The 25,973-nt window shown below is 69.3% G+C and carries 26 protein-coding genes; 13 read left to right on the plus strand and 13 right to left on the minus strand.

Translation table 11 applies throughout. The annotated features are described in order from the left end of the window. Window positions 1–125: 125 nt before the first annotated feature. Together ABD154_RS06880 and ABD154_RS06885 are read right to left on the minus strand one after the other, a co-directional pair. Window positions 126–1,295 (minus strand): pyridoxal phosphate-dependent aminotransferase, encoded by a 1,170-nt coding sequence (locus ABD154_RS06880; protein ID WP_344250772.1) that lies wholly within the window; start codon window positions 1,293–1,295, stop codon window positions 126–128. Window positions 1,296–1,521: 226 nt separating this feature from the next. Further along, window positions 1,522–2,973 (minus strand): NAD(P)/FAD-dependent oxidoreductase, encoded by a 1,452-nt coding sequence (locus ABD154_RS06885; protein ID WP_344250774.1) that lies wholly within the window; start codon window positions 2,971–2,973, stop codon window positions 1,522–1,524. Window positions 2,974–3,144: 171 nt separating this feature from the next. On the opposite strand from ABD154_RS06885, the gene ABD154_RS06890 reads away from it, so the two are divergent. Further along, entirely contained in the window at window positions 3,145–3,537 is a 393-nt protein-coding gene (locus ABD154_RS06890) for a cupin domain-containing protein (RefSeq protein ID WP_344250776.1), read from the plus strand. A 62-nt stretch (window positions 3,538–3,599) separates the two neighbouring features. Here the strand turns inward: ABD154_RS06890 and ABD154_RS06895 are convergent, their stop codons facing one another. From ABD154_RS06895 to ABD154_RS06910, 4 genes are all read right to left on the minus strand, one after another. Continuing rightward, window positions 3,600–4,220 carry a TetR/AcrR family transcriptional regulator C-terminal domain-containing protein gene (locus tag ABD154_RS06895; protein ID WP_344250778.1) on the minus strand — a complete coding sequence of 207 codons (621 nt, stop codon included), beginning with the start codon at window positions 4,218–4,220 and terminating at the stop codon, window positions 3,600–3,602. 48 nt (window positions 4,221–4,268) lie between these two features. Further along, entirely contained in the window at window positions 4,269–5,363 is a 1,095-nt protein-coding gene (locus tag ABD154_RS06900) for an alcohol dehydrogenase catalytic domain-containing protein (protein WP_344250780.1), read from the minus strand. A gap of 62 nt (window positions 5,364–5,425) precedes the next feature. Further along, on the minus strand, window positions 5,426–6,880 hold the full coding sequence (locus tag ABD154_RS06905) for a purine-cytosine permease family protein (RefSeq protein ID WP_344250782.1): 1,455 nt from the start codon (window positions 6,878–6,880) through the stop codon (window positions 5,426–5,428). Beyond that, window positions 6,877–7,086, minus strand: coding sequence for a hypothetical protein (locus ABD154_RS06910; protein WP_198500296.1), 210 nt, complete (start codon window positions 7,084–7,086; stop codon window positions 6,877–6,879). The genes ABD154_RS06905 and ABD154_RS06910 overlap by 4 nt, the downstream gene beginning before the upstream one ends. Before the next feature lie 172 nt (window positions 7,087–7,258). On the opposite strand from ABD154_RS06910, the gene ABD154_RS06915 reads away from it, so the two are divergent. Both ABD154_RS06915 and ABD154_RS06920 read left to right on the plus strand, forming a co-directional pair. After that, window positions 7,259–8,119, plus strand: coding sequence for a carbon-nitrogen hydrolase family protein (locus ABD154_RS06915; RefSeq protein ID WP_344250785.1), 861 nt, complete (start codon window positions 7,259–7,261; stop codon window positions 8,117–8,119). A 147-nt stretch (window positions 8,120–8,266) separates the two neighbouring features. Beyond that, entirely contained in the window at window positions 8,267–9,463 is a 1,197-nt protein-coding gene (locus tag ABD154_RS06920; RefSeq protein ID WP_198500298.1) for a pyridoxal phosphate-dependent aminotransferase, read from the plus strand. 16 nt (window positions 9,464–9,479) lie between these two features. On the opposite strand, the gene ABD154_RS06925 is transcribed toward ABD154_RS06920, so the two are convergent. Beyond that, on the minus strand, window positions 9,480–10,022 hold the full coding sequence (locus tag ABD154_RS06925) for an AAA family ATPase (protein ID WP_198500299.1): 543 nt from the start codon (window positions 10,020–10,022) through the stop codon (window positions 9,480–9,482). Between the two features lie 100 nt (window positions 10,023–10,122). Then, window positions 10,123–11,154 (minus strand): NAD-dependent epimerase/dehydratase family protein, encoded by a 1,032-nt coding sequence (locus ABD154_RS06930; protein WP_344250788.1) that lies wholly within the window; start codon window positions 11,152–11,154, stop codon window positions 10,123–10,125. Between the two features lie 81 nt (window positions 11,155–11,235). Here ABD154_RS06930 and ABD154_RS06935 point away from each other — a divergent pair, with 81 nt between their 5' ends. After that, window positions 11,236–11,838: a TetR/AcrR family transcriptional regulator gene (locus ABD154_RS06935; RefSeq protein WP_198500301.1), complete on the plus strand. Its 603-nt coding sequence runs from the start codon at window positions 11,236–11,238 to the stop codon at window positions 11,836–11,838. A 171-nt stretch (window positions 11,839–12,009) separates the two neighbouring features. Next, window positions 12,010–12,693, plus strand: a complete 684-nt coding sequence (locus tag ABD154_RS06940; RefSeq protein ID WP_232623806.1) for a DUF1345 domain-containing protein — start codon at window positions 12,010–12,012, stop codon at window positions 12,691–12,693. Window positions 12,694–12,736: 43 nt separating this feature from the next. Here the strand turns inward: ABD154_RS06940 and ABD154_RS06945 are convergent, their stop codons facing one another. Next, a complete protein-coding gene (locus ABD154_RS06945) occupies window positions 12,737–14,158 on the minus strand; it encodes a lipase family protein (RefSeq protein ID WP_344250791.1) in 1,422 nt (473 codons plus the stop codon). A gap of 413 nt (window positions 14,159–14,571) precedes the next feature. Here ABD154_RS06945 and ABD154_RS06950 point away from each other — a divergent pair, with 413 nt between their 5' ends. Continuing rightward, window positions 14,572–15,666 carry a zinc-binding dehydrogenase gene (locus tag ABD154_RS06950; RefSeq protein WP_198500303.1) on the plus strand — a complete coding sequence of 365 codons (1,095 nt, stop codon included), beginning with the start codon at window positions 14,572–14,574 and terminating at the stop codon, window positions 15,664–15,666. A 70-nt stretch (window positions 15,667–15,736) separates the two neighbouring features. Here the strand turns inward: ABD154_RS06950 and catA are convergent, their stop codons facing one another. From catA to ABD154_RS06970, 4 genes are all read right to left on the minus strand, one after another. Next, on the minus strand, window positions 15,737–16,606 hold the full coding sequence (gene catA / locus ABD154_RS06955; protein ID WP_198500304.1) for a catechol 1,2-dioxygenase: 870 nt from the start codon (window positions 16,604–16,606) through the stop codon (window positions 15,737–15,739). A 33-nt stretch (window positions 16,607–16,639) separates the two neighbouring features. Beyond that, window positions 16,640–16,915: a muconolactone Delta-isomerase gene (gene catC / locus ABD154_RS06960; protein WP_198500305.1), complete on the minus strand. Its 276-nt coding sequence runs from the start codon at window positions 16,913–16,915 to the stop codon at window positions 16,640–16,642. A gap of 83 nt (window positions 16,916–16,998) precedes the next feature. Continuing rightward, window positions 16,999–18,099, minus strand: coding sequence for a mandelate racemase/muconate lactonizing enzyme family protein (locus ABD154_RS06965; RefSeq protein WP_198500306.1), 1,101 nt, complete (start codon window positions 18,097–18,099; stop codon window positions 16,999–17,001). Beyond that, complete coding sequence (locus tag ABD154_RS06970) at window positions 18,096–19,031, minus strand: LysR family transcriptional regulator (protein WP_198500307.1); 936 nt, start codon at window positions 19,029–19,031, stop codon at window positions 18,096–18,098. The genes ABD154_RS06965 and ABD154_RS06970 overlap by 4 nt, the downstream gene beginning before the upstream one ends. Window positions 19,032–19,328: 297 nt before the next feature. Here ABD154_RS06970 and ABD154_RS06975 point away from each other — a divergent pair, with 297 nt between their 5' ends. The 7 genes from ABD154_RS06975 (at window position 19,329) to ABD154_RS07005 (ending at window position 25,951) form a co-directional block, all read left to right on the plus strand. Next, the gene (locus ABD154_RS06975; RefSeq protein ID WP_198500308.1) at window positions 19,329–19,751 is read left to right on the plus strand and encodes a hypothetical protein; all 423 of its coding nucleotides are present in this window, start codon (window positions 19,329–19,331) and stop codon (window positions 19,749–19,751) included. Continuing rightward, window positions 19,748–20,068, plus strand: a complete 321-nt coding sequence (locus ABD154_RS06980) for a winged helix-turn-helix domain-containing protein (protein WP_198500309.1) — start codon at window positions 19,748–19,750, stop codon at window positions 20,066–20,068. The genes ABD154_RS06975 and ABD154_RS06980 overlap by 4 nt, the downstream gene beginning before the upstream one ends. A gap of 65 nt (window positions 20,069–20,133) precedes the next feature. Continuing rightward, window positions 20,134–20,859, plus strand: a complete 726-nt coding sequence (locus tag ABD154_RS06985) for a type II CAAX endopeptidase family protein (protein WP_198500310.1) — start codon at window positions 20,134–20,136, stop codon at window positions 20,857–20,859. Between the two features lie 56 nt (window positions 20,860–20,915). Next, window positions 20,916–21,413, plus strand: coding sequence for a hypothetical protein (locus ABD154_RS06990; protein ID WP_198500311.1), 498 nt, complete (start codon window positions 20,916–20,918; stop codon window positions 21,411–21,413). 196 nt (window positions 21,414–21,609) lie between these two features. Then, window positions 21,610–23,367 carry a urocanate hydratase gene (gene hutU, locus ABD154_RS06995; protein ID WP_198500312.1) on the plus strand — a complete coding sequence of 586 codons (1,758 nt, stop codon included), beginning with the start codon at window positions 21,610–21,612 and terminating at the stop codon, window positions 23,365–23,367. Then, complete coding sequence (gene hutI / locus ABD154_RS07000; protein ID WP_198500313.1) at window positions 23,367–24,617, plus strand: imidazolonepropionase; 1,251 nt, start codon at window positions 23,367–23,369, stop codon at window positions 24,615–24,617. Before hutU ends, hutI begins: the two co-directional genes overlap by 1 nt. 17 nt (window positions 24,618–24,634) lie before the next feature. Then, window positions 24,635–25,951 (plus strand): YjiH family protein, encoded by a 1,317-nt coding sequence (locus tag ABD154_RS07005; RefSeq protein ID WP_198500314.1) that lies wholly within the window; start codon window positions 24,635–24,637, stop codon window positions 25,949–25,951. Window positions 25,952–25,973 lie beyond the last annotated feature (22 nt).

The raw sequence follows: 25,973 nt of genomic DNA on the forward strand, positions 1-25,973 counted from the left end.
CACCGACACGGTCGCGCCGCGTCATCCGCGGCGGTCCGGGCAGCGCAGGGGCGAGTGCACTTAAGTGCACTCGCCCCTGTCGCGTTCTCAGCCGGTTGAAGTCACAGTGCCACTGCGCCACCACGTCACCGCGTCGCGGCGAAGTCCGCGAGGCGTCGGCACGCCTCCCTGATCGTCTCCGGGGACACGGCGAACGTCAGCCGCAGATAGCCCTCACCGGCGGGGCCGAACGCCGACCCGGGAATCGTGGCGAGCCCGTGGTGCCTCAGCAGCTCGAGCGCGACGTCCCACGAGCTCAGACTCCAGTCCTTGATGTTGGCGAACGCGTAGAACGTCGCCTCGGGGCGCAGCACGCTCATTCCGTCGATGGCGTTGACCTGATCGACGATGAGGTCTCGGCGCTGCGCATACGACTCGACCATCTCTCCCACCACCGACTGAGGGCCGGTGAGCGCAGCGATCGCCGCTTCCTGGACGAAGCCCGGCAGACTCGAGGTCAGCCCCTCCTGGAGCAGCGGCATCGGGGCGATGAGATCGGCAGGGGCGATGACGAACCCGCACCGCCACCCCGTCATCGCGTAGGTCTTCGAGAAGCTGCCGATGACGAGGTGCCGATCGAACTCGGGCCGCACCTCGGCGATCGAGGTGAACGTCGCATCGTCGAAGACGATCTCGTCGTAGACCTCATCGGAGATGATCGTGAACCCGAACTCCTCGGCGAGGTCGACGATCCCCTCGAGATCGGCCCGATCGATGACCGAGCCGAGCGGATTCGACGGGGAGTTGAGGATGATCGCCGCGGTCCGCTCGGTGACGGCGGCCCGGACATCCTCGGCGCGGACCTTGAAGCCGCTGTCCTCACGCACGGGCACGGGCACGGCAACCGCGCCGAGGCGGTGGATCTGACCGCGGTAGTTCGGGAAGCTCGGATCGGCGATGATGACCTCCTGCCCGGGCGAGACCGTGGCATCGAGGGAGAGGGTGAGCGCCTCCATCGCCCCGAAGGTGACCATGACGTTCTCGACGCCGACCGGCCGACCCCAGCGGGCCGCGTACTTCTCCGCGATCGCCTCGCGCAGCCCCGGGATCCCGGCATTGGCGACGTAGCGGGTCTCATTGTTCTCGATCGCCCGGATGCCGGCGGCCTTGATGTGCTCCGGCGTGGGGAAGTCCGGTTCGCCGACGGTGAGCTTGACGGCGTCGGGGTGATCGAGCGCGAGGTTGAACATCCTGCGGATGTCCGAGGCCGGATACGTCTGCGCCATCGGCGAGATGCGCTGGTCCGGGGTCGTCATGGTCGCACTCCTTCATCGTCGCTGCCCTCACGCTGAGTCTGGCAGATCTCACCCCGGCGGTGTGACAGCCGTACGGCCCGCGCCGCCGTTTCCCGGACGCAGAGTGTCGATGATCGAGTCCGAAATCGACACTCTGCGTCCGCGACTTCGGCAGAGGTGCACCGCAGACCTCAATCCGCCGCCGGATTCTCTGCCTGGAATGACCTGAAGTCGGGGAGAGCCCGCCCTATTCCGCGAGTCCGGCGAGCCGCGCGCCGAAGCGGGCGAGGAGACTCGTCTTCTGCGCGTCGGTGATGCGCTCCCACTCATCGGCGAGGTTGAAGATCTTGTACATCGACCGGATGCCGAGCCACCGGATCGGCTCGGGCTCCCACTGCCCCGAGACGTGATCGTTCCACGGCAGGGCGGTCAGCGGCGTCGGCGTGCCGGCCGCCCGGTCGAGGAGCGTCTTCGCCGCCAGATGCGTCGCCGTCACCCCGTGACCGGCATACCCGCGCGCCACGCCGATGCGCTGTGCGGGGTCGAAGAAGATCCCGGCGCACCAGTCGCGCGTCACCCCGAGCGCACCCCGCCACGCGTGGGCGACCTCGACGTCGAGCGTAGGGAAGAGCGAGGACAGGCGCGTGCGGAGCAGGTCGACCACCTCGGCGGGAACCCGTCCGTCACCGGGCAGGCCCGAGCCGAAGGCATACGGCGCACCCCGGCCGCCGAGGGCGATCCGATTATCGGCGGTGCGCTGGGCGTAGATGAAGGTGTGCGCGGCATCGCCGAGGCACTCCCGGCCCGCCCAGCCGATCTGCTCCCACGCCTCGGCCGGCAGCGGCTCGGTGGCGATCATCGAGGAGAACACGGGAATGACCTGGCGGCCCTCGAGGCCGGGCAGGTCACCGGCGACAGTGTCCGAATACCCTTCGAGGCAGACGAAGATCGTCTCCCCGCTGACCGGGCCGCGCTCGGTCGACACGAGGCCGGTGCCGATGTGCCGGGCCCGCGTGCCCTCGCAGATCGTCACGCCGCGCTCGCGGAGGACGCGGGCGAGTCCTTCGGTGAGGAGCGCCGGGTCGATGCGCGCGGTGCCGGGCACGAAGACGCTGCCCTGCGCGTTGTCGACGTTGATCCTCGCCCGCGTCTCGGCGGCGTCGAGGACCTGCATGTCCGCAGGCCCGTACCCGAACCGGCGGTTGCCCTCGACGAGGTCGTGGAGGCGGGCCATCCCGGCCGCGGACTGGGCGACGTCGATGTGCCCGCCGCGCACAGCCTCGGCGTCGATGCCCTCGGTCTCGAGCACGTCGAGGACCTCGTCGATCGAGTCGAAGAGCGCGGACTGGAAGGCCCGGACGCTCTCGACGCCGGTCCGTCGGGCCGAGCCGACCGGACCGTCCGGGTCGTCGATGACGGCACGGTCGACCGCCTCGGCGAAGCGGGCCCGGTTGCCGGGCATGAGCGTCGAGAGCCACCCGCCGTTGCGGCCCGAGGCGCCGTAGCCGACCGTCTTCGCTTCGATGACCGTGATCGCCCAGTCGGGGTGGGCCTGGCGAGCGCAGTAGGCCGACCACAGCCCGGTCATGCCGCCGCCGACGATGACGAGGTCCTGCTTGGCAGAGGGGAGTGGGGTGGGGATGGGCGCGGCCGGCGACTGCGCCAGCCAGAACGACGCCTCACCGTTGAGGTAGGTCAATGGAGCTCTCCTGATCGAGTGCGCCCGCCCGCTGCGAGCGTACGGATTCAGTTCTATCCCATGGCTAGTCGTGCTGTAAACAGCAGTTGGAGGTCGTATTGGCATATGAAATCGCCGAGGCGGCTCCGGATTCCGTGCTCGTGTTCCGGTTCCGCTCGCTACACTGGGCGCATGAGCGCAACGGAGCCGATCGACACGACCACCTACCCCCTCGACCACGAGCCGATCGAGGAGTGGCAGCGCCTCGACCCCGCTGGGGCTGACGCGCCCGGCGAGGCTGGGGCGTCCGCCGCGACGACGACGGCGTTCGCCGAACTCGGGACGATCGGCGACGTCGACTACGGACTGTGGGAGATGAGCGCCGGCGCGATGCGCGATGTCGAGGGCGACGAGGTCTTCCTCGTCATCTCCGGTGCCGGTCGCATCGAATTCGACGACCCCGCCCAGGAGCCGGTCGTGCTGGCACCCGGCTCTCTCGTCCGCCTGACCGCCGGGATGAAGACGCGGTGGTACATCGACGAGTTCCCGCTGCGGAAGCTCTTCATCTCCCCGAACGAGGGGTGACACCGCCGCTCGCCAGCAGATGAAGCTGACGCCGACCCTCAGGCTGCAGACGACACCGAGCCTCAGGCCGCCTCGGCGATGAGGGATTCGATCGCGGCGACGGCACCGGTGATCGCGAGCTCGAGACCCCTGGCCGAACGGTCGTCGTCATCCCCGAACGGCGCCGCACGCTGCAGGTGCGGGACCGCATGGTCGCCCGGCTGCCACATCGGCACCGGGGCGCCGCGATCGAGCGCCGATCCGAGGACGACCGCGTCGAGCATCGAGACGACGTCGACCTGGTCCTCGGCGGGGATGCCGATCTCGTCGAGGATCGCGAACGCGACCTCGTAGATCCGCAGCGTCGGCAGGTCGTCGACCGGGGAGCCGACGAGCAGCGGCATCGCGGCGGGCAGCTTCGCCATGTTCGCCCGGTAGCTGCGGATCCACGCCCGCAGCCGGTCCTGCCACGGCGTGCCCTCCTCTGTCGCCGCACGCAGGTCGATGCGACCGTAGAGCGCCTCGCGCATGAGGTTGATGATCTCGTCACGACCGCCCCGGACGTGGTGGTAGAGCGATGACGGGTTGACCCCGAGCTCCTTCGCGATCCCGGGAATCGTGAAATCGTGATCGCGCTCGACCAACGTCAGGGCCGCCTCGGCGATGATGCTGGGGGAGAGGATGTTCTTGCTCGGTCGCGCCATGGCGTCATTCTCTCAGAGCGTCGCGCATCCCCTCCCGTCAGGAGGCGGTCAGTGGACGATGACCGTCCGGCCCTGCGCCCCCGCGCGCATCGCGTCGAAGGCCGCATTGACCTCGTCGAGGCCGACCCGATCGGTGATGAGGCGGTCGATCGGCAGCTTCCCCGCGCGGTAGAGCTCGGCGAGCAGCGGGAAGTCGCGGCCGGGAACCGTCGACCCGTAGTTCGAGCCGACGAGCCGCTTGCCCTCCTCGGCCAGGAGCAGAGCGTCGACGGAGACCGGATCGTCCTCCGGGGGCAGCCCGACGACGACGGCGGTGCCGCCGGGCATCAGGCACTCAGGCATCTGCTCGATCGTCTGGCGCCGGCCGATCGCCTCGAACGCGTAGTCGACGCCGGTCCCGGTGAGCGCGGCGACCTCGGTGGCGAGGTCGGGACCCGACGTCAGCGTGTGCGTGGCGCCGAACGATGACGCGAGCGCGAGCGCCTCGTCGGAGATGTCGGCGGCGATGATCGGGTTCGCCCCGGCCAGGGCGAGGGACATGATGATGCTCAGTCCCACTCCGCCGGCGCCGATGACGAGCGCCGAGCGGCCGGGTTCGACGGCGGCGTCGTTGACGACGGCGCCGAAGCCGGTCGCGATCGAGCAGCCGATGAGGGCGGCGACGTCGAAGGGGACGTCGTCGGGGATCTTCACCGCCGCCTGCTGCGCGACGACGGTGTACTCGCTCATCGACCCGACGGCGAGGTACGGGTAGACGGGGGCATCATCCTGCGCGAACCCCGTCGTCCCGTCGGGCAGGAGCCCGGCCGAGGCGCCGCTGCCCGTGCACACCCACATGCGGCCGGCGCGGCAGGCCGCGCAGTGCAGGCACGGGTAGAACCAGCTGAGGACGACGTGATCGCCGACGTCGAGATCGGTCACGCCCTCCCCGGTGGCGACGACGGTGCCGGCCCCCTCGTGGCCCATGACGGTGGGGCTCGGCAGGTTCCAGTCGCCGTCGAGGACGTGCCGGTCGGAGCCGCACACCCCCGAGGCGCCGAGCTTGACGAGGACCTGGCCGGGGCCGGGGTCGCGAACGACCACCTCGGCGATGGTGAGGTCGGGTCCGGCGGTGTGGATGGCGGCACGTGAAGCGGTGGGCATGTCTCTCCTTGGTGATGGTGCGCGGTGCGGTGGGCTGGAAGGCTCGCCGAGGCGGTCGGTCCTCAGCGGGCCGGATGCCGGGAGGCGTAGGCGACCCGGAAGATGAGGAGGTAGATGAGGCCGGCGACGAACGCAGCGGGCAGGGCGGCGGTGATGACCGAGAACGCCGGTGCGGTCTCGAGCGTGACGGGGTTGTAGAGCCAGACGTAGAACGCGGCGCCGGCGATCACGGCGACGATGCCCGCCCAGTTGACCCCGCCCGTGTACGCGTAGAGCCGGCCGTGCCCGCCGAGGTGGAGCTCGCGCAGGTCGATGTGCTGGCGGCGGAGGACGAAGTAGTCGGCGAGTGCGACGCCGCAGATCGCGGTGAGGAAAGCGCCGGAGAACGACACGAACACCATGAACTGCTCGTACATGAACTGGGGGAAGAACGTCATGATCGCGGGCAGGACGAAGAAGGCCGCCGTGAGCGCCTTCCACGGCACCCGTCTCAGCGCGTGACCGGCGGACTGGCGGATCGCGAGGATCGTCGAATAGACGATCGAGGACATCGACGTGATGTTGGCGAACCCGATGAACGCGAGCACGGCGACCCCGAGGACAGGACCGCCCAGCGGCACCATCCAGTACGTCGGATCGGAGTCCCCGATCGTCAGGGCCGCGGCCATCCCGACGACCTGGGCGATGAGGGTGGCGAAGAACAGGGCGCCGAAGGCGGGCCAGACGGCTGCCCGGCGGCTCTTCGTCATCCGCGCGAGCGAGCCCATGACCGGGTACCACGAGACCCCGACGCCGACGTTGAACTCGACGGCGACCATGAAGTTGAGCGTCGGATCGTCGAACGGCGCCAGCGGGGACGCGTCCCGCAGCGTGTCCCACGAGGTGGTCGCCACGAGGACGATCATCATGACGACGGTGATGATCGCCAGCCCCGGGGCGACGAACTTGTTGAACTTCCCGATCGTCACCGGGCCGCGGGAGAGGACGAACCACGCGATGCCGATGGCGACGAGGCCGCCGATCGTCACGAGCGGCCCGTACTGATCGAACTCCGCTCCGACGAGCGTGCCCGCGACCTGGCTCGTCGCGCGCCCGGCCATGACCGCGAGCAGCGAGGACCAGCCCATCTCCGTGACGAGGATGATCGTGAAGACGATGAGGCCGACCCCGACGACGCCGAACGCGCCGCGCAGCAGTGTGTACTGCTCGGAGCCGTAGCGCTGGGAGGCCGGCACGGAGGCGAGCACCATGAAGCACAGGCCGATCGCGTTGCCGATGATCATCGCCGCCACACCGTCGGCGAACCCGACGAGCAGGGCGGTCGAGCCGCCGACGAGGAACGCCCACGTGGCGATCGCGAGTGCTGTGTTCACCCACGTGAAGTCCCAGCCCGACCAGGTCCGCTCGGATTTCAGCAGCGGGAATGTGCCGTAGATGCGCTCCTGCTGCAGTTCGCGGCTGACCGGGTCCTCGGCGGCCGTCGCGGACCCGGCCGTGTGATCCGGTGCCCCGTTCACAGCGCCACCACCAGCAGGCCGATGAGGCAGGCGGCGACGGCCGACCCGGTGTAGACGGTGAGCTCTGTCGCCGACAGCGGCAGACGCGAGGGATCGGCCGCCTCGGTGGATTCGACGATCGCGATTCTGCGCTCGATCTCCTCGGCGACGGCGGGTGAAGTGCCGTTCGCGGCCATGGTGGACGCGAACTCGCTGTGCGGTGTCATCGGTGACTCCTCGGGCTCTCGGTGGTCGGGTCGAGGGCAGCGGCTGCGATGCGCTCGACGAACCGGACGGCCAATAAACCAAATCCGATTTGGTTTACAATTGTCACTGACCGGCGAAGGCGCCGTCAATGGTGTCGGGAGGAAAACTTCCGCGCGGAGGAGGAGACGCTCCATGAGCGAACAGCGCACACCGGAACGTGTGGCCAGTGCGAGCCCGGCCAGCGAGCGTCCGGCGGTGGCGATCGGGATCGTCCAGGCGGCCGCCCACATCGACGACATCGAGGGCAACCTGCGGACATTGCGGCGCGGAGTCGCGGAGGCACGGGATGTCGGCGCCGAGGTGGTGGTCACGCCCGAGCTCTTCGCCACCGGCTACGATCCGGCTCGGGCCTGGACCCATGATGGGGCGCGGGTGCGGGAGAGTCTCGCCGCCATCGCCGGTGACCTCGGGGTCGCGCTCGTCGCCTCGAGCGTCGACGAGGTCGGTGCCCGCCGGTTCATCGCGGCCTCGTTCTTCGACGACTCCGGCACCGAGCTAGCCCGGGTCCACAAGCGTCACCTCTTCGACATCGAACGCGACTTCTTCACGCCGGCCGCCCGCTGCGGCGACCTCGTCGACTGGCGGGGCATGCGCTTCGGCATGGGCATCTGCTACGACGTCGAGTACCCGGAGTTCGCCCGCGCACTCGCCGAGGCGGGCGCCGAGGTGCTGCTCGTGCCGACCGCCGTGCCCGCATCCTCCGGTGACGAGCCCCGCGACCCGGCTCTCGCGTTCTCGCCGACGCAGACCTCGACGCTGCTCGTGCCCGCGCGGGCCCTCGAGAACGGTCTCGCGATCGCCTATGCCAATCACAGCGGCGAGGGCTTCACCGCCCACAGCTGCCTCGTCAACCCCAACGGCCGCATCGTCGATCTCCTCGATCGCGGCGCCGGCGTCGCCGTCACCGTGATCAGCGCCGCGGGGATCGCCGAGGCGCGAGCCCGCAACCCCTACCTCGCCGACCTCAGGCGACTGCGCGGCGTCACAGAGTGAGCCGGAGCAGGACCCCTTGACGCGGTCGTCTATCGTGTGAGGAAGGCGCCGCCCACCGCTCCGCGCGGAAAGCGGCGCCTCCCACCAGCTGCACCACCGTTCCCTGCGGCACCGCTGCCGGGGAGCGGGCGTTCGAAGGAGCCGCCGATGAAGACTGCCCAGCGACTGAATGACCTCGGCACGGAAACCGCTTTCCGCGTCGCCCAGGCCGCCGCCGATTGGAAGGCTCAGGGGAATCGGGTCTATCCGTTCCACCTCGGCGATCTCGATTTTCCGATGGCCCCGCACATCGTCGAGGCGATGAACCGGGCGATCACGGACGGCAAGACCGGGTACTGTCCGGGACCGGGGATCCCCGAGTTGAGGGCGGCGCTCGCTGAGGACATCGGGTCTCGGCGCGGTCTCGACATCGATCCCGCCGAGGTGGTCGTCACCACCGGGGGCAAGCCGGTCATCACGAAGTTCCTCCAGGCGGTGATGGATCCCGGTCAGTCCGTGCTCTACCCGAATCCCGGGTTCCCGATCTATGAGTCGCAGATCGAATACCTCGGTGGGCGGGCGCTGCCGTACCGGTACGTGCCGACCGCCGACGGGTTCGCCATCGACCTCGACCATCTGCGGGCCTCGATCGACGAGACGACGGTGGCGATCATCTACAACGATCTGCAGAATCCCATCTCCGCGGAGTCGACGCCGGGGGAGCGGGAGGCGATCGCGCAGATCGCCGCCGAGCACGACCTCTGGGTGCTCTCCGACGAGGCGTACTTCGAGATGCGCTACGGCGGTGAGTCCGCGTCGATCGCCGCCCTGCCGGGGATGCGCGAGCGCACCGTCATCCTCTACACGTTCTCGAAGAAGTTCGCGATGACCGGGTCGCGGCTCGGGTGTGCGGTGGCCCCGAAGGAGGTCGCCGAGGCGATCTCGACGATGAACACGAACGACGAATCGTGCACGACCCACTACGTCCAGTGGGCGGGGATCTCGGCGCTGCAGGGACCGCAGGAGCCGGTCGCGGAGATGCTCGACGTGCTCCGCGCCCGCCGCGACGCCGCATGCTCGCTCATCAACGCGATCCCCGGCATGGAGGTCGCCGTGCCGGAATCGACGTTCTACATCTTCCCCGACGTCACCGAGGCGATGGCGAGCAAGGGGATCGCGACCCTCTCCGACTTCTCCACCCAGGCCCTCCATGACACCGGGGTCTCGTTCTGCACCCGCGAGCACTTCGGTCGCCCGCAGCCGGGGGAGGAGCAGAAGTACATCCGGCTCGCGTACTCGGGCATCGGCGAGGACGACATCGTCGAGGGGCTGACGAAGCTCAGGGAGTGGGTCGAGGCCGGGTGAGCCAGGGGCGGCGTCGTCACCGCAGGCGGAACGTCGCCGTCCCCACGGCATCGCGGACAGCGGCGAGCGTCTGCTCCGAGGTCTGAATGCTGCTGTCGATGACGTGGTCCTCCAGGTCGCCGAGGTGGCTGAACTGATCCCACATCGTCGTGAGCGGCTCCTCGTCGGTGAGGTCGTCGGGACCGGTGCGCGCGGTGGCGCGGTCGAGCGCGACCTCTCGGCTCGGCCGAAGGATGAGGTAGTGGACCGGCAGAGGATCAGGGTGCCGGGTGAGCACACGGAAGTGATCGAGCATCCATGGTCCGACGATCCCATCGACGATGACGGTGTAGTCGCCCCGCGCGTAGATCGCGGCAGCGTGGACGACGACCTCCATGACCGTGTGGTTCTGCGCCTCGGACTCCGGCAGGTAGGGCGGGATGGCACCGGAGGCGATGAAATGCCAGAAGTCGTCGGTGTGCAGGTGGACGGACCGTGGGAAATCGTGCGCCAGGGCGCGGGCTGTCGTCGACTTCCCGGCTCCCGGAGGTCCGGCGAGGATGATGACGTCGGCGCTCATGGTCGTCAGTGTACGGTCCGCGCATCGGACCACCAGGCTTCCTTATAGCTCTACCGACCGATGCAGCTCTGCCGACCGATGAATCCGGAGCGATGAGCGGTCACCGGCGCCGAGGCGGTCGCACCGCTGCGCGCCCGGCATCGGTGAGCAGACCGACGGTGCGCAGCCAGGCGATGGTCTCGGCGAGCATCGTCGTCAGCGAGGTGCGTCCCAGTCCGAGGGTCGTGCGGGCCAGGGAATCGTCGACGAGGAGGTTGCCCGTCGCCCGCCGATACTTCGCCAGGCTGAGTTCGGGCTCGGTTCGCGTCAGGGCGGCTTTGGCCTGACTTACGGCGAAGAGTGCGGCCATCACCGAGGCGGGAGTGGCGCGGGTGGGCGCAGGTCTGCCGAGCAGCCAGGCGATCGTCTGCACGACCTCGAGGAAGCCGGCTTCGACTCCGCCGAGGATGATGTTGCCGCCCTCGACCGGGGCGTCGACGGCCGCGAGGTGGGCGGCGACGACATCGTGCACAGAGATCCACGTCGCCGTCCCCGGTGGGACGACCCGCAGGCGATCGGAGGCGAGCGGCAGGATGAGCTGCCGGGACCAGTTCGCGGCATCGTAGCTGCCGATGATGTTGACGGGGTTGAGGATGACGGTCGACAGCCGTCCGTCACGGTCAGCCGCCGTGATGAGCTCTTCGGCGGCCCGTTTGCTCTTCCCGTAGTTGTCGCCCTTGACGGCGACGTTCGACGCCGAGGACTCGACGAGGCGGACGCCGGGCTGATACCCGTAGGCGGAGATCGACGAGGTCGCCACGAGCCGTCTGGCCCCGGCGCGCTCGGCGGCGGCGAGGAGCTCGCGGGTGCCGTCGACGTTGTCGCGAAACTGTGCCTGCGCGTGACGGGACCACGTCGTGGTGTTGCAGGCGAGGTGGAAGACGACCGGGTGTCGCAGACCGGTGAGCGCGGCCTGCAGCGACGATGGGTCGAGGAGGTTGCCGAGACGGACGTCGACTCCCGGCGGCAGCAGGTCGGATCGGTCCTCGGGGCGGCAGAAGGCGGTGACGGACCATCCGTCGTCGACGAGGCGCTCGACGAGCTGGCGGCCGAGGAAACCGGCGGCGCCGGTGACGAAGGCGTGCGCTGACATGATGCGTGTCCGTTCTCCCGAGTTCGATACCGTGAGTATTGCATACCGAGGGTATCCAATACCAGTGGTACTGTCGAGGGCATGGCGAAGACCACTCCCTCGACCGCGCGGCAGCGACAGCGCCCGACCCGCGAGCAGACCCGCACCCGGGTGCTCACCGCAGCCGCCGACGTCTTCTCCGCCCGGGGCTTCACGCAGGCTTCGGTCGATGAGGTCGCACGGGCGGCCGGGCTGACCAAGGGCGCGGTCTACTCGAGCTTCGGCAGCAAGGACCAGCTGTTCTTCGAGGTGCTCAAGGCGCGGACGGCCGAGCGGATCGCCTCGATCGTCACTGCCGCCCGCGCGGCAGGGGAGCCGGACTCTCCGGATTTCGCCCGCGGACTCGCGACGCGGCTGGCGCGCTTCACCACCGACGACCCGACCTGGCACCGGGCGTTCCTCGAGTTCTGGGCCTCGGCGATGCGCGAGGGCGGCACCGGTGCCGCCGACCTCGAGGCGAGCAGGCGTCAGCTGCGCGAGGCGATCGCCGCGGAACTGAGCGCCGCCGGCATCGCTGAGGCCGAGCAGCTTGCGGTCGTCATCCTCGCCCTCTCGAACGGCCTCGCAGTCGAGGGCGCGATCGACCCCGACGCCACCGTCGGAATCTACGAATTCGCCCTGCAGCGTCTCCTCGCCACTGCCTGATGCCCTGCGTTCGGACGCGACCCAGGGTACTCGCCTGACGGAACCACCGGGCGCCGGTCGACTAGGGTGAGGTGACCAGCCCGCATCGAGTGAACCGGAGCCGTCCTGCGCCTGCGACCCCGCCACAGCCAGATCATCACGATCTCCGATGACACGCGCTCATCGGTGAGCATGATCCCCGCACTGCTCGTCGGGGTCGTCGTCATCGTCGGACTCGGATTCTCCCCTTTCGGCGCCGATTCGGCCGGTTTCGTCGATGCGACGCAGCGACTCATCGCCGTCTTCCTCGTCGCGTGGCCGGTGTACGCGCTGGTCTACCTCCTCTGGACCCATGTCGGACTGCAGGACCTCACGGAGACGGAGCTCACCGTCCACTCGCGCTGGGCCATCGCCCGCAGGCGCCGCTGGACGTCGATCCTCTTCGGCGGCGGTGGTGCCGTGTCGTGGACGCTCGTCGCCGCCTTCGTCGCCATCATGCTCAACGTCTACCTCGTCACCCTCGGATCGAGCGAGGAGACCGTCATCGCCGGTGCCCTCGGCGTCGCCAACGTCATCGCCTCGTGGGCGGTCATGGTCTACTCGTTCGCCCTCGACTACATGCGCCTCGACCTTCGGGACGGCGGCAGCCAGGCGGCACGCCACCTCGAGTTCGACATGGAGGAGGACCGGGCCTTCAGCGACTACCTGACGTTCTCCGTGCTCACCTCGACGATGACGGCGGCGCTGCCGGGCCGAGCCATCACCCGCGCCGGGTGGAGACTCGTGCGGACCAACGTCATCGTCGCGTTCGCCTTCAACTCCGTCGTCGTCGCCACCCTCGTGTCGATGATCCTCTCCTACGTCATGGAGGCGTAGCCGAGCCTCCCGCCGGCTCGGATGCTCGGCTAAGCCCGCGGGATCAGAGCCGCCAGCAGCTGTTGAGCGGAGACTGACCGGCGAAGGTCGTCGACGTGAACGCCTCGACGCGCGGCAGCGAGGCGAGGTACCCGCCGATGTGCGTGGGCGCGAGATTGTCGGCGAAAGTCACCGACCTGCCCGCATCGCACCAGGCCGCGGCCAGCCCCCGACCCTGCGCGAAGGGCACGACGTCGTCGAGGCGGCTGTGGTTGACGAGGACGGGAATGTCCGGGATCGCCGCCGTGCCCAACCGCTGCTCGTCGAGGACTGCGGTGAACTCCTCCTCGACGAGCTGCTGGAAGTCCCCGCCGTTCTTCGTCAGTGTGCTCGTGTCGACGAAGGCGTTGGTGAGAACGGCTTCGATCGTGCACTGGCCGGCGGCGCGCTCGACCGTCTCCTGGCCCTTCTCGTTGAGGTGCTCGCTGAGGTCGATGCCTGCCTGCTCCGCGAACGAATCCGCCCCGAAGAGGAGGAAGCCGGTGTAGACGCCCGAGAGGCTGCCGACGGCGTCGTTGAGGTCGGTCGGAGCGGCCCCCGCCGAGGCGGAGGTGAGGTTGAGCTCGGGAGCCCACTCCGTGGCGAGTTCGAGGGCCGCCGCCGTCGCCTGCCCGCCCTGGGAGTAGCCGCGCAGCTGCAGCTGCGTCTCCGCATCGATGCCGCTTCCCTCGACCAGTTGGACGGCGCGGGCGGCGTCGAGCACGGCACGGCCCTCTTCGACGCGGTTGAGGTAGCGGTGCGGACCCTCGGTGCCGAGGCCGATGTAGTCGACGACGATGACCGGACGGTCGGCGGCCAGCGCCGAGGTCACCCCGATGCCCTCGTACTCCGTGCCCATGCTCAGCTGTCGGCTGGGAGCGCACTTGTCGGCAGTGCCCTGCGTGCCCGGGGCGATGACGACGGCGTCCTGCGCCGGGCCGTCGGAGTTCGCCGGGCTGAGCAGGGTGGCGGTGGCGGCACGGGCAGTGCCGCGTTCGTCGGTGGTGCGGTACATGAACGTCGTCGTCTTCGCGTCGTGCCTGATGAGCCGGACGGGGTCGAGGTAGAAGTCGGATTCGGCCTGCCTGACGACTGCGCCGTTCTCCTCCGGCAGCGTGGCGGGAGTCTCGTAGAAGTCCGCGGGGACACCGGATGCCGGGAGGTCCTCGACGGCGGCTGCGTATTCGACATCGGCGACGGTGATCTCGTCGGAGGATTCGACGACCGACTGTGCCTGTTCGACGCTCACTCCGGCGGGAACGCTGCTGCGATCGAGTTCGGAGGGATCCTCGGCGGCCCGCTCGTCGTTGAGGCGTTCGGCTTCGGCGTCCGTCGTCGGGACGGGGTCGGCGGCGTGGGCCGGGGTCGCGATCGTGCCCACCGCCAGCGCGAGGCCGGCGATCGCTGCGGTGCCCACCGTGGTCAGTCGTCGCAGGGGCGGAGTCATTGTCGGTCGACGTGTGCTCATAGGTCTGCATTCCTGTTCTGTCGTGGATCTCGGCGTTGAGAGTGCGCGAACAGCCGACCGCCCGGGCTTCGGTGGAGCCGCGGGGGTCGACCAGGACGGGGTGCCCGGATGGTGACCGGCGCCACACATCCTACCGAACAGAACGACTGATCGGTAGTTAGTCCTCGGTCGGCCCGGCCAGCCCATCGCCCCGCGGCAGAGGCCGCGCACCGACTGATCACCGCCTCGACCCGCGGAATTCATCGACACCGACCCTGATCGGGCGTACGCTCAAAATCGGGTGCCGACCGTTGTGTCACTGCTCTGCCTGCGTGATCGTCGGCTGGTCACCGCGAACCGGCGGACGTCATCGCCACCGGTTCGATCACCGCCACGATTGCAAAGGAGCAACCATGCGAGCATCTGTGTCCGAGGGAGTCGGCTCACCGTTCACCACGCGGGACGTCGACATCGACGAACCGCGCGAGCGCGAGGTCCTCATCGATGTCAGGGCCTCGGGTCTCTGCCATTCCGACCTCCACATCGTCGAGAGCGGCTACGGCTTTCCATTTCCCGCCGTGTTCGGCCATGAGATCGCCGGCGTCGTCGAGGCGGTCGGCTCCGAGGTCACGACGATCGAAGTCGGCGACCACGTCGTCGGATGCCTCATCCAGTTCTGCGGAGTGTGCACGACGTGCCTGTCCGGGCGCACCTACGAGTGCCCGAACCCGCAGGCGACGGTGCGCGGACCGGACGAGCCGTCGCGCCTGAGCGCCGAGGACGGCACGGCGATCGCCTCGGGGTGGGGTCTCGGCGGCTTTGCCTCCCAGGCGCTCGTCCACGAGAACCAGCTCGCCGTCGTCCGCGACGATCTCCCGTTCCCGCAGGCGGCGATCATCGGGTGCGCGGTCGTCACCGGGGCCGGATCGGCGATCAACACCGCCGGTGTGCGCGTCGGCGATTCCGTGGCCGTCATCGGCACCGGCGGGGTGGGGCTCAACGTCATCTCCGGTGCGCTCCTGGCCGGAGCCACGCACGTCATCGCCATCGACATCATCGACGCGAAGCTCGAGGTCGCGAAGAGCTTCGGCGCCACCGAGGTCATCAACTCCTCACAGGTCGACGCCGTCGAGACCGTCAGGGAGCTCACCGGGGGAGGGGTCGACCACGCGTTCGAGGTCATCGGACTGCCGGCCACCCAGGAGCAGGCGATCGCGCTGCGCCGCGTCGGCGGGCACGCCTACCTCATCGGCATCGCCAAGCCCGACGCCACGGTCACCCTCGACACCTCGCTCGCCGCCCTCGTCAGCCATGCCAGCGTGCAGGGCGTGAGCATGGGATCGACGAACCTCAAACGCGACATCCCGATGTACGCCGACCTCTACATGCAGGGGCGGCTCAACCTCGACGGGCTCATCAGCCAGGAGATCTCCATCGACGACGTCGACGAGGCCTACGACAAGCTGAGGAAGGGCGAGGTCATCCGCTCGATCATCACGCGCTTCTAGACGCTGACGGCCGGCCGCCTCGGCGATATTCCCCACCGAGGCGACCGTCAGCTCAGCGTGCGAGGAGTCCTCAGGCGGGATCGAGGACGAAGTCGTAGACGGTGACCTCTCCCTCGCCGTCGGGGTTCGGCTGCGGATCGAGGAGGAGCTCGGGTTTGACCGCCGAGGCGATGTCGTCGTCGTTGTGCGGATCGCCGGGGAAGTAGAGCTGCGAGGTGATGAGCTGGTGGTCCGGCGCGTGCACCTTGAAATGCAGGTGAGCCGGCCGCCACGCATGCCACCCGGCGGCCGCGATGAGCTGGCCGCAGGCCCCGTCGGTGGGGATCTGATAGGGCGCGGGCCGGATCGTGTGGATCTCGTACTCGCCGTTGTCGTTGGCCGTGAACGTCCCCCGCAGGTTCCACTCCGGCAGTCCCGGCGCGAACTGCGAATAGAAGCCGAGGTTGTCGGCATGCCAGAGCTCGAGCTTCGCCCCCGGCAGCGGAGTGCCGTCGACCGCGGTGACCTGGCCCTTGAAGACGAACGGTGTGCCCGGTTCGTCGTCGCGCATCGGGATCGTGCCGTTCCACTCCAGCTCCGGTGAGCCGCCGAGGTAGTACGGCCCTTCGATCGTCCCCTTCGACCCCTCCCGGTCGGCATTGGCGACCTCTTCGACGGAGTGCTCGAGCCAGACGTCGAGGAAGAGCGGCCATTCGCCGTCCTCCCCGACCTTGATGAGCCACGCCTTGAACGCGTTGTACTCCTCGTAGCTCAGCTGCTCCTCGATGACGAGGTCGTTGAGCGCCTTGATCGCCTTGCCGGCGAGCAGGGCGACGCGATCCTGGTCGACGGCGGCGGTGCTGCCGCCCTGCGCCTGCCTTTCGCGGAAGCGGGCCGAGGCGTTGGCGCCGGATTCGGCGGCCTTCGCCGTGACTTCGGACTGGAAGCTGTTCTCGGACATTGTCTCTCTCCTTCGGGTGATGTGAGTGCGGTGTCAGATGTGGGAGGGGTGGGTGGCCAGGGGCGTGACGTGGATGCGCATGTGCGGGAAGAGCGGCAGGCCGCTGAGCAGCTCATGGAGTTCGTCGTTGTCGGTCACGTCGAAGACCGAGTAGTTCGCGTACTCCCCGACGATGCGCCAGATCTCCTTCCACCGGCCGTCGCGCTGCAGCTCCTGGGAGTAGGCCTTCTCGCGGGCGAGCAGCGCTGTCGTCTCGGCCGCGGAGAGGTCGGTGGGAAGGGTGACGTCCATTCTCACGAGGTACAGCATGGGAGGCTCCTTCGGTTGTCGACGCTGTGTCTCTGGTTGTCGACTCTGCGTCGTCGTCGGGCGGGACAGCGGAGTCGGGCGGGTCAGTCGATGCGGTAGTGGGCGAGCTTGTCCTCATCGACGACCGTGCCGACCCCCGGGTCGGTGGGGGCGGCGACACGACCGTCGACGATGCGCAGCGGTTCGGCGGCGAGATCGTCGGCCATGTCGAGGAAGTTCGAGAGCTCCGCGGGGTAGCGCGAGGAGTGCTCGAAGGCGGCACCGAAGGTCACGGTGGCGATGCTGCCGAGCTGCGTGTCGATCTGGTTGCCCATGAGGACGTCGAGGCCGAGCGCCTCGGCGAAGCCGAGGATCTTGCCCGACTCCGTGAACCCGGTGCGCGCGGTCTTGATCGACAGGGCGCTCGCCCCGCCCGTGTGGATCTCCCGGGCCGCCGCGCCGAGATCGGGTGCCGACTCGTCGGCGACGATTGGGATCGGGGAGGAGGCGACGAGTCGCCGGCGGCCGAGCACCTCGGCGGCGTCGTCGGGCTCCTCGAAGAACCGCAGATCCGCCTCGGTCGTGGCCGCGAGCATCTGCGCGGCCTCGGTGGCCGTCCACCCGCGGTTGGCGTCGAGGTAGAGGAGGACGTCGGGGCCCACGGCCTCCCGCAGCGCGGTGACGAGGTCGACGTCGACGCCGACCGGGCGCCTGCCGACCTTGATCTTGAACGACCGCACCCCGTGTGTGTCGATGAACGCGAGCGCCTCGTCGACGACCGCCTCGGTGGGGGCGAACCCGAGCATGTGGGTCACGGCGAGCGACTCGCAGTACCCGCCGAGGAGCCGGTGCACGGACACCCCGGCCGCCTGCCCGACGAGGTCCCAGAGGGCGACGTCGATGCCGCCCTTCGCGGTCTGGTTGCCGACGGTGCGGCGCAGCCGGGCGTGGATTCCGGCCCGGTCGAGGGGATCGGCGCCGAGGAGCGCCTCGGCGAAGACGCCGTCGATGACGGCGATGACGGACGCCAGGGTCTCCCCGTACGTGTAGGGCCGGGGTGGGATGTCGGCGCAGCCGGTCAGCCCCTCGTCGGTGTGCAGGCGCAGCAGGACGTGCTCGATGTGGTCGACGGCGCCGCTGGCGAACGCGAGCGGCTTGCGCATGGGGATGCGGTAGGGCACGGTCTCGACGGCGGTGATCCTCATGACGCGTCCTCCTCGGCGATCGCCGCTGCGACAGGGGGCTCGGCGATGGCCGCGGCGACGACCTCGGTGATGATCGCCGTCATCCGCTCCGTCGCCCGGGAGTCGTCATCGGCCCGCCGGGCCAGGGCGAGCTCGGTGCGCGGGGCGTCGACGATGGTGCGGAATTCGACGCCGGGGATGGCCAGCGCCGAGGCGGTGCCCGGGACGATCGCCATGCCCAGTCCCGCGGCGATGAGGGACATGAGCGTCGAGGTCTGCGACGCGCGGATCGCGTAGTCCGGGGTCCGGTGGTGAGCGCCGAGGAAGTTCGCCGTCGTCGTCGACATCACCGAGGTCTCCGGGTAGCCGACGAGGACGCGGCCGCTGATGTCGGCGGCCGTGATCGCCTCGGCCTCGACGAGGTCCGAATCCGAGGGGAGTGCGGCGATGCAGGGTTCGGAGCCGATGGTCTGGCACTCAAGTCCCGTCGCCGGGGTGGTGCCGCGCAGCAGGGCGATGTCGACGGTGCGGTCGAGCAGCTGGGTGACGAGCTGCGGGGTGATCATCTCGCCGCTCACGCTCAGCTGGAGGCGGGGTGCCAGCGCCGCGGTGCGGCGCACCACCTGCGGCATCACCCCGTACGTCGTCGAGCCGGTGAAGCCGAGGCGCAGCGGGCCCTGGAGTCCGGAGCCGATGAGTCCGACCTCGGTGCCGAGGGTGTCGAGTTCGGCGAGCACCCGCTCAGCCTCCTCGAGCAGGTGGGCGCCGGCCGGGGTGACGGTGACCGAGCGCGTCGTGCGGTGGAGCAGGGTCGTGCCGAGCTGGCGTTCGAGTTTGCGGATCTGCTGCGAGAGGTAGGGCTGGGCGAGGCCGAGGCGCTCGGCGGCCCGTCCGAAATGGCGTTCGCGGGCGACCATCGCGAAGTTCTGCAGCTGGCGGGTCTCGAGCATCATGCCCGCACGGGGGTGAGCGGGCCGCGGGTCGGCGCGGCGGGCGTGGGCGGGATGAACATCGTTGTTCCTCTTCCAGTGATCTCGAGGGTGTCCTGTCAGACTATGCGCGGGGCCAGGACTTTTAAAGAACCGATTTCGTCTTGATTGAGACGCCCTAGGCATGAATAGCGCTCGCCGAGTCGTCTGTGTCGCCACTGAAGCAATTCACCGTTGTGAATGCACTTTAGTGGTATTAAAGTGAATGAGTGCGGAGCAGCTCGTGCTCCGCCGACGCTGCGATGAGGAGGTGCGACCGTGATGATCGAGGAGAACGACCCGCGCGAGATGCTCGCCCGGGCCGAGCGGGTCAGCGACGACGTCCGGCGAAGGGGTGCCTGGTATCCGCCGATGATGGTCGGCTTCGGCCTCGTGACGATCGTCATCATCGGCGCCCTGCCCGCGGTGCGCGGCACCTGGGACGGCCTCCTCTTCACCCTCGCCGTGGTCGTCGGGGCTGGACTCCTCTACCGCTGGAAGTCCCGCCAGGAGATCCGTCCGGCGAGCAGGGCGCACACGTGGAGATGGGTCGCGGCCTGGGCGATCCTCTATGCGGTCGCCGTCGTCTGGGTCGGGCCCGTCGTCCTCGGAGACCGGATCGATCTGTGGCTGCTCATGGGAATCGTCGTCGCGCTGCCGGCCTTCGCCGAGGCGGCCCGGGCGGGGAGGAGGAATCGCCGATGAGCCATCCGCGTCACTCCCTCGATCCGCGCATCCACGCCCCGGTGCGGTTCTCACTCATGGCGGCGCTCGCCGCGACGGGAGAAGCCGACTTCAAGGCTCTGCGCGAGACCCTCGAGGTCAGCGAATCGCTGCTCTCCCAGCACATGCGGGTCCTCGAGGAGGCCGGTTACGTCGACATCCGCAAGGGATTCGTCGGCAAGCGCGCCCGCACCTGGCTGTCTCTGACGCCCGAGGGCCAGGCGGCTTTCGCCGCGCACTGGGAGACGCTCAGCGCTATCGCCGCGAACCCGATCGCTGCTCCCTCCACCACTGATTGACCCCTTTTCGCCACTGACTGAGTCGGCCGCCCTGCGTGGGCATCGCGGCCGGTGAGGAGATCACCATGTCCACTGTCCCTACCCCGTCGCGCCCGAATCCGTCCTCACAGGCGGCACTGCAGGGGCGCCGGCCCGGGTGGATCGAGCTCGGCGTCGGCTTCGCCGTCTTCGTCATCCTCACCCTTGGGCTGACGATCCTCCTCAAGCCCGTCGTCAGTCCCGAGGCGTTCAGCATCTTCCTCATGGGTCTGTCGTTCATCGCCGGCACCGGCGGATTCGCCGCCGCGGTGGCCGTGCGCCTCCGGTCGGCCTCCGCCTTCGGACTGCGTCCTGCCGCCGGAAAGTGGCTGCTCCTCGGTGTCGTCGGCGGTCTCATCGCCTTCGCACTGAAGTTCCCGGCCACCTGGGTCTATGTCGCCGTGACCGGGGATTCGGGCAATGCGCAGAGCGACTGGTCGCAGACCGCGGCGACCGGACTCGTTCCCCTGCTGCTCGGACTCGTGCTCCTCGGGGTGCTCACCCCGATCGGGGAGGAGCTGTTCTTCCGCGGCGTCGTCACCACCGTGCTGCTGCGGTACGGTGCGATCGTCGGCGTCGTCGGCAGCGCCCTGCTCTTCACGATCCTCCACGGCGTTCCGCAGACGATGCTCTCGGCCTTCATCGTCGGCCTCATCACCGGCGAACTCCGGCGACGCAGCGGCTCGGTGTGGCCGGGCATCATCGCGCACATCATCTTCAACGTCCTCAGCACCGGGCTCGCGTTCCTCGTCGCGCCTGCCCTCGGCGGCTGACCGCCACCCCAACCACCCAGTCGCCACCCCGACCACCCGTCTGACCAGGAGGAACCATGACCACGCTGACACTGCACTCCCGCCGCACCGGCTTCCCGGCCCGCTATGAGATCACGGGGTCCGGATTCCCGACGACGCGGATCGGCTCGCGGGCCCTGCGCCGAGGCGGTGAGATCGTCATCGACGGCGCTCGCTTCGAACTGACCAGCGGGTCCTTCGGCACCGCATACACCCTGCGGCCGGTGGCGCGCGCCTCCGCACCCGACGGGCCGGCGAATCCAGTGGCAGCTGCCGAACGCGCCGGAACCACCGGGTGGACCATCGCGGCGGGAGACCGCGAGTACCGCCTCGCACCGGCCCCGGACTCGCGTGACCTCGAGCTGCGCGACGGCGACGGCGCGCTCTGCGGCCGGATCGGCCGGACCGGCTGGTCGAGCCGCGGCATCGACGCGGAGTTCGACGGTCTCGACGGGCCTCTCGCCGTCTTCGTCCTCTGCCTCGGCCTCGCGACCGGTCAGCGACGCCGCCGCACCGTCACGGTCGCCGGCGGATAGTGTCCGAAATATCGGACAGAACTTGAGCCAGACCACTTCCGTCCGCGCTCCCAGCGGACACAATGGAAGGGTAGTCAAAGACGATTCGGCCCCCACGGTCTCTCGCCGTCGGGCCGCGATCGGGAATCCACTCCGTCGGACACACCGGTCGAACTGAGCTCAGGTCCCCCTGCGGGACCCCACGAAAGGGAATCCCATGACCGCCACGTCCGAAACCGACGCCGCGACCACCTCGGCGACCACACCGTCGTTCACCCAGCACGACCCCACCCGGGTCATCCGCGCCGACCGCGGACCTGAGATCACCGCGAAGAGCTGGCAGACCGAAGCCGCGAAGCGGATGCTCATGAACAACCTCGACCCCGAGGTCGCCGAACGCCCCGAAGACCTCGTCGTCTACGGCGGCACCGGCCGTGCCGCCCGCTCGTGGGAGGCCTACGACGCGATCGTGCGGACGCTGGACGACCTCGAAGACGATGAGACGCTGCTCGTCCAGTCCGGCAAGCCCGTCGGCGTGCTGCGGACCAACGAATGGGCACCGCGCGTGCTCATCGCGAACTCCAACCTCGTCGGCGACTGGGCGAACTGGGAGCACTTCCGCGCGCTCGAAGCCGAAGGCCTGATGATGTACGGCCAGATGACCGCGGGCTCCTGGATCTACATCGCCACCCAGGGCATCCTCCAGGGCACGTACGAGACCTTCGGGGCCATCGCCCGCAAGCGCTTCGACGGGACGCTGGCCGGTACCCTCACCGTCACCGCCGGCTGCGGCGGCATGGGCGGTGCCCAGCCGCTGGCCGTCACCCTCAACGGCGGGGCCTGCCTCATCATCGACGTCGACCGGACCCGCCTCGACCGCCGCCAGGCCAAGCGCTACCTCGACGAGGTCGAGACCGACCTCGACACCGCGCTCGCCAAGGTCATCGAGGCGAAGAAGAACGGGCAGGCGCTCTCCGTCGGACTCGTCGGCAACGCCGCCGAGATCCTCCCGCTCATCCTCGACCGTCCCGAAGCCGCCGAGGTCGACATCGTCACCGACCAGACCTCGGCCCACGACCCGCTGTCCTATCTGCCCCTCGGCGTCAGCCTCGACGACTGGCAGACCGAGGCCGAGCAGGACGCGGAGAAGTTCACGCTCCGCGCCGAACAGGCGATGGCCGCCCACGTCAAGGCCATGGTCGAGTTCCAGGACCGCGGCGCCGAGGTGTTCGACTACGGCAACTCGATCCGCGACGAAGCGCGCAAGGCCGGCTACGACCGCGCGTTCGCGTTCCCCGGCTTCGTCCCCGCCTACATCCGGCCCCTCTTCTGCGAGGGTCTCGGACCGTTCCGCTGGGTCGCGCTCTCCGGTGACCCGAAGGACATCGAGGTCACCGACGCCGCCCTCAAGGAGCTCTTCCCGGAGAACGAGTCCCTGCACCGCTGGCTCGACGCCGCCGCCGAATACGTCGAGTTCGAGGGACTGCCGGCTCGCATCTGCTGGCTCGGCTACAAGGAGCGCCACCAGGCCGGTCTGCTCTTCAACCAGCTCGTCGCCGAGGGCAAGGTCTCGGCCCCGATCGTCATCGGCCGCGACCACCTCGACTCCGGGTCCGTCGCCAGCCCCTACCGGGAAACCGAGTCGATGCTCGACGGTACGGACGCCGTCGCCGACTGGCCGCTGCTCAACGCGCTCGTCAACACCTCCTCGGGAGCGACGTGGGTCTCGATCCACCACGGCGGCGGCGTCGGCATCGGCCGGTCCATCCACGCCGGACAGGTGTCCGTGGCCGACGGCACGGAGCTCGCGGCGAAGAAGCTCGCCCGCCTGCTCACCAACGACCCCGGCATGGGCGTCATCCGGCACGTCGACGCCGGCTACGACCGCGCCGTCGAGGTCGCCGAGGAGCGCGGCATGCGCATCCCGATGATCCCCGAACTCGACGTCCGCGACGAGGAATCGGCAGCCCAGTGATGAAGCTCCTCACCGGCATCAGCGAACTCGTCACGAACTCGGACCCCACCGAGCTCATGGCCCGCCCCAGCCTCGGTGCGGGGGATCTCTTCTCCCTGACCGACGCCGCGGTGATCATCGACGGTGAGACCATCGCCTGGTCCGGTCCCGCCGCCGAGGCGGACGCCGCCCTGGCAGCGCTCCTGCTCACCGCCCCCGACGCCGAGGTCGAGACCGTCGACCTCGGCGGGCGGGCGGTCCTTCCCGGCTTCGTCGACAGCCACAACCACCTGATCTTCGCCGGTGACCGCTCGGCGGAGTTCGCCGCCCGGATGGCGGGGGAGAAGTACTCCGCCGGGGGCATCGCGACGACGGTCGCGGCGACCCGCGCGGCCAGCGACGAGGAGCTCGAGGCCAACCTCGTCCACCTCCTCGACCAGGCCACCCGGTCCGGCACGACGACGTTCGAGATCAAGTCCGGCTACGGGCTCGACCTCGCCGACGAGATCCGGGCGCTGGAGATCATCGGCCGCCACACCCCGGAGTCCACGCTCATGGCAGCCCATGTCGTGCCGCCGGAGCACAAGGACGACCCGGAGGCCTACGTCAGCCTCATCATCGACGAGATCATCCCCGCCGCGTCCGGCCTGGCGAAGTGGATCGACGTGTTCTGCGAAGAGGGCGCGTTCGACGAGGACCAGACCCGGCGGATCATCGAAGCCGGCGTCGCCGCGGGAATGCGGCCTCGCCTCCACGCGAACCAGCTCACCGCCGGTGGGGCGCTCCAGCTCGGGGCCGAACTCGGCTGCGTCTCCGTCGACCATGCGACCTTCGCCTCCGATGAGGACCTCGCCGTCCTCGCCGCCGCGGGCACCGTCGTCACCCTGCTGCCCGGCGTCGAATTCTCGACCCGTCAGCCCTACCCCGACGTCCGCCGCTACCTCGAGGCCGGGGTGAACATCGCGATCGCCACCGACTGCAATCCCGGGTCGTGCTTCACCAACAGCATGCCCTTCTGCATCGCCGTGGCCGTGCGCGACATGCACTTCACCGTCGACCAGGCTGTGTGGGCGGCGACCGCCGGCGGCGCCCACGCCCTCGATCGCACCGACATCGGCCACCTCGGTGCCGGGGCCCGGGCCGACCTCACGGTCCTCGACGCCCCCAGCTACCGGCACCTGGCCTACCGGCCCGGCGTCCAGCTCGTCGACCGCGTGTACCGCGGCGGTGAGCTCGTCGCCGACAACCGTCCGACCACCTCGGCGGACTGAGGATTCGAAGGAGAATCATGACCACCCCGACCACGCCGTCCCGGACGAGGCCCGCCGGCACCTGGCGGTTCTTCGCCTACAGTGCCATCGGGATCGTCATGTTCTTCGTTCCCGTCACGATCGCCGGGGTCTCGACGATCCCGCTCGACCACATCGTCACCGCCATCCGCACCTTCGCGGGCCCGGTCGTGCCGTTCATCGTCCTCGCCCTCATCCTCCTCGGCGCCGTTCGCCCCTTCGTCACCGGCACGTGGAAGTCGTCGGTGACGAAGGGGATCTTCGCGGTCCTCGGCGTCGTCGGCCTCGTCGTCGCCGTCCTCATTCTCACGGTCCCGCCCGCCTGGCTCGCCGCGGAGGACATCGGTCCGTTCCTCTGGGACAAACTCGTCATCCCCGTCGGCCTCATCGTCCCCGTCGGCGCGATCTTCCTCGCCCTCCTCGTCGGCTACGGGCTCATGGAGTTCATCGGCGTCCTCGTCCAGCCGATCATGCGCCCGGTGTTCAGGACGCCGGGCCGCTCGGCCATCGACGCCGTCGCCTCGTTCGTCGGCAGCTACTCCCTCGGTCTGCTCATCACCAACCGGGTCTACAAGGAGGGCAAGTACACGGCGCGGGAGGCCGCGATCATCGCGACCGGGTTCTCGACCGTGTCGGCGACGTTCATGATCGTCGTCGCCAAGACGCTCGACCTCATGGACCACTGGCTCCTCTACTTCTTCTTCACCCTCGTCGTCACGTTCGTCGTCACGGCCATCACCGTCCACCTGCCGCCGCTGCGATCGATCCCCGACACGTACTATCCGGGGGCGACCCCGCAGCCGGAGGAGAAGGTGACGAAGCACCGCTTCCGCGTCGCGTGGCGGGAGGCGAAGGCGACGCTCGCCGAGACGCCGAGCCTCGGCCGCAACCTCTGGCTCAACTTCCGCGACGGTCTGCTCATGGCCGCCTCGATCCTGCCCTCGATCCTCTCCGTCGGGCTCATCGGCCTGCTCCTGGCGAAGTACACGCCGATCTTCGACTGGCTCGGGTGGATCTTCGTGCCCTTCACGTGGGTCACGCAGCTGTCCGATCCCGTGCTCGCCGGCAAGGCCTCGGCGCTCGGCCTCGTCGAGATGTTCCTGCCGGCCACCCAGGTCGCCGGTTCCGACGACCTCGTCCTGCGCTTCACGATCGCCGTCGTCTCCGTCGCCGCGATCATCTTCTTCTCCGCGATGGTGCCCTCGATCCTCGCCACGGAGATCCCGATCTCCGTCGGCGCGCTCGTCATCATCTGGTTCGAACGCGTCGTCCTCACCATCCTCATCGCCGCCCCGCTCGCCCACCTGCTGCTCTGAGAGCGACTACGCTGTGAGCGCC

This window comes from Brevibacterium sanguinis, assembly GCF_039528855.1.
GTDB classification, from domain to species: Bacteria; Actinomycetota; Actinomycetes; order Actinomycetales; family Brevibacteriaceae; genus Brevibacterium; species Brevibacterium sanguinis.

What these genes read in the sequence shown, in the direction of transcription:
- ABD154_RS06880 (WP_344250772.1), bottom strand. Translation starts at nt 1,295, where the DNA reads ATGACGACCCCGGACCAGCGCATCTCGCCGATGGCGCAGACGTATCCG.
- ABD154_RS06890 (WP_344250776.1), top strand. Translation starts at nt 3,145, where the DNA reads ATGAGCGCAACGGAGCCGATCGACACGACCACCTACCCCCTCGACCAC.
- ABD154_RS06895 (WP_344250778.1), bottom strand. Translation starts at nt 4,220, where the DNA reads ATGGCGCGACCGAGCAAGAACATCCTCTCCCCCAGCATCATCGCCGAG.
- ABD154_RS06900 (WP_344250780.1), bottom strand. Translation starts at nt 5,363, where the DNA reads ATGCCCACCGCTTCACGTGCCGCCATCCACACCGCCGGACCCGACCTC.
- ABD154_RS06910 (WP_198500296.1), bottom strand. Translation starts at nt 7,086, where the DNA reads ATGACACCGCACAGCGAGTTCGCGTCCACCATGGCCGCGAACGGCACT.
- ABD154_RS06915 (WP_344250785.1), top strand. Translation starts at nt 7,259, where the DNA reads ATGAGCGAACAGCGCACACCGGAACGTGTGGCCAGTGCGAGCCCGGCC.
- ABD154_RS06920 (WP_198500298.1), top strand. Translation starts at nt 8,267, where the DNA reads ATGAAGACTGCCCAGCGACTGAATGACCTCGGCACGGAAACCGCTTTC.
- ABD154_RS06925 (WP_198500299.1), bottom strand. Translation starts at nt 10,022, where the DNA reads ATGAGCGCCGACGTCATCATCCTCGCCGGACCTCCGGGAGCCGGGAAG.
- ABD154_RS06930 (WP_344250788.1), bottom strand. Translation starts at nt 11,154, where the DNA reads ATGTCAGCGCACGCCTTCGTCACCGGCGCCGCCGGTTTCCTCGGCCGC.
- ABD154_RS06935 (WP_198500301.1), top strand. Translation starts at nt 11,236, where the DNA reads ATGGCGAAGACCACTCCCTCGACCGCGCGGCAGCGACAGCGCCCGACC.
- ABD154_RS06940 (WP_232623806.1), top strand. Translation starts at nt 12,010, where the DNA reads ATGATCCCCGCACTGCTCGTCGGGGTCGTCGTCATCGTCGGACTCGGA.
- ABD154_RS06945 (WP_344250791.1), bottom strand. Translation starts at nt 14,158, where the DNA reads ATGACTCCGCCCCTGCGACGACTGACCACGGTGGGCACCGCAGCGATC.
- ABD154_RS06950 (WP_198500303.1), top strand. Translation starts at nt 14,572, where the DNA reads ATGCGAGCATCTGTGTCCGAGGGAGTCGGCTCACCGTTCACCACGCGG.
- catA (WP_198500304.1), bottom strand. Translation starts at nt 16,606, where the DNA reads ATGTCCGAGAACAGCTTCCAGTCCGAAGTCACGGCGAAGGCCGCCGAA.
- catC (WP_198500305.1), bottom strand. Translation starts at nt 16,915, where the DNA reads ATGCTGTACCTCGTGAGAATGGACGTCACCCTTCCCACCGACCTCTCC.
- ABD154_RS06965 (WP_198500306.1), bottom strand. Translation starts at nt 18,099, where the DNA reads ATGAGGATCACCGCCGTCGAGACCGTGCCCTACCGCATCCCCATGCGC.
- ABD154_RS06970 (WP_198500307.1), bottom strand. Translation starts at nt 19,031, where the DNA reads ATGATGCTCGAGACCCGCCAGCTGCAGAACTTCGCGATGGTCGCCCGC.
- ABD154_RS06975 (WP_198500308.1), top strand. Translation starts at nt 19,329, where the DNA reads ATGATCGAGGAGAACGACCCGCGCGAGATGCTCGCCCGGGCCGAGCGG.
- ABD154_RS06980 (WP_198500309.1), top strand. Translation starts at nt 19,748, where the DNA reads ATGAGCCATCCGCGTCACTCCCTCGATCCGCGCATCCACGCCCCGGTG.
- ABD154_RS06985 (WP_198500310.1), top strand. Translation starts at nt 20,134, where the DNA reads ATGTCCACTGTCCCTACCCCGTCGCGCCCGAATCCGTCCTCACAGGCG.
- ABD154_RS06990 (WP_198500311.1), top strand. Translation starts at nt 20,916, where the DNA reads ATGACCACGCTGACACTGCACTCCCGCCGCACCGGCTTCCCGGCCCGC.
- hutU (WP_198500312.1), top strand. Translation starts at nt 21,610, where the DNA reads ATGACCGCCACGTCCGAAACCGACGCCGCGACCACCTCGGCGACCACA.
- hutI (WP_198500313.1), top strand. Translation starts at nt 23,367, where the DNA reads ATGAAGCTCCTCACCGGCATCAGCGAACTCGTCACGAACTCGGACCCC.
- ABD154_RS07005 (WP_198500314.1), top strand. Translation starts at nt 24,635, where the DNA reads ATGACCACCCCGACCACGCCGTCCCGGACGAGGCCCGCCGGCACCTGG.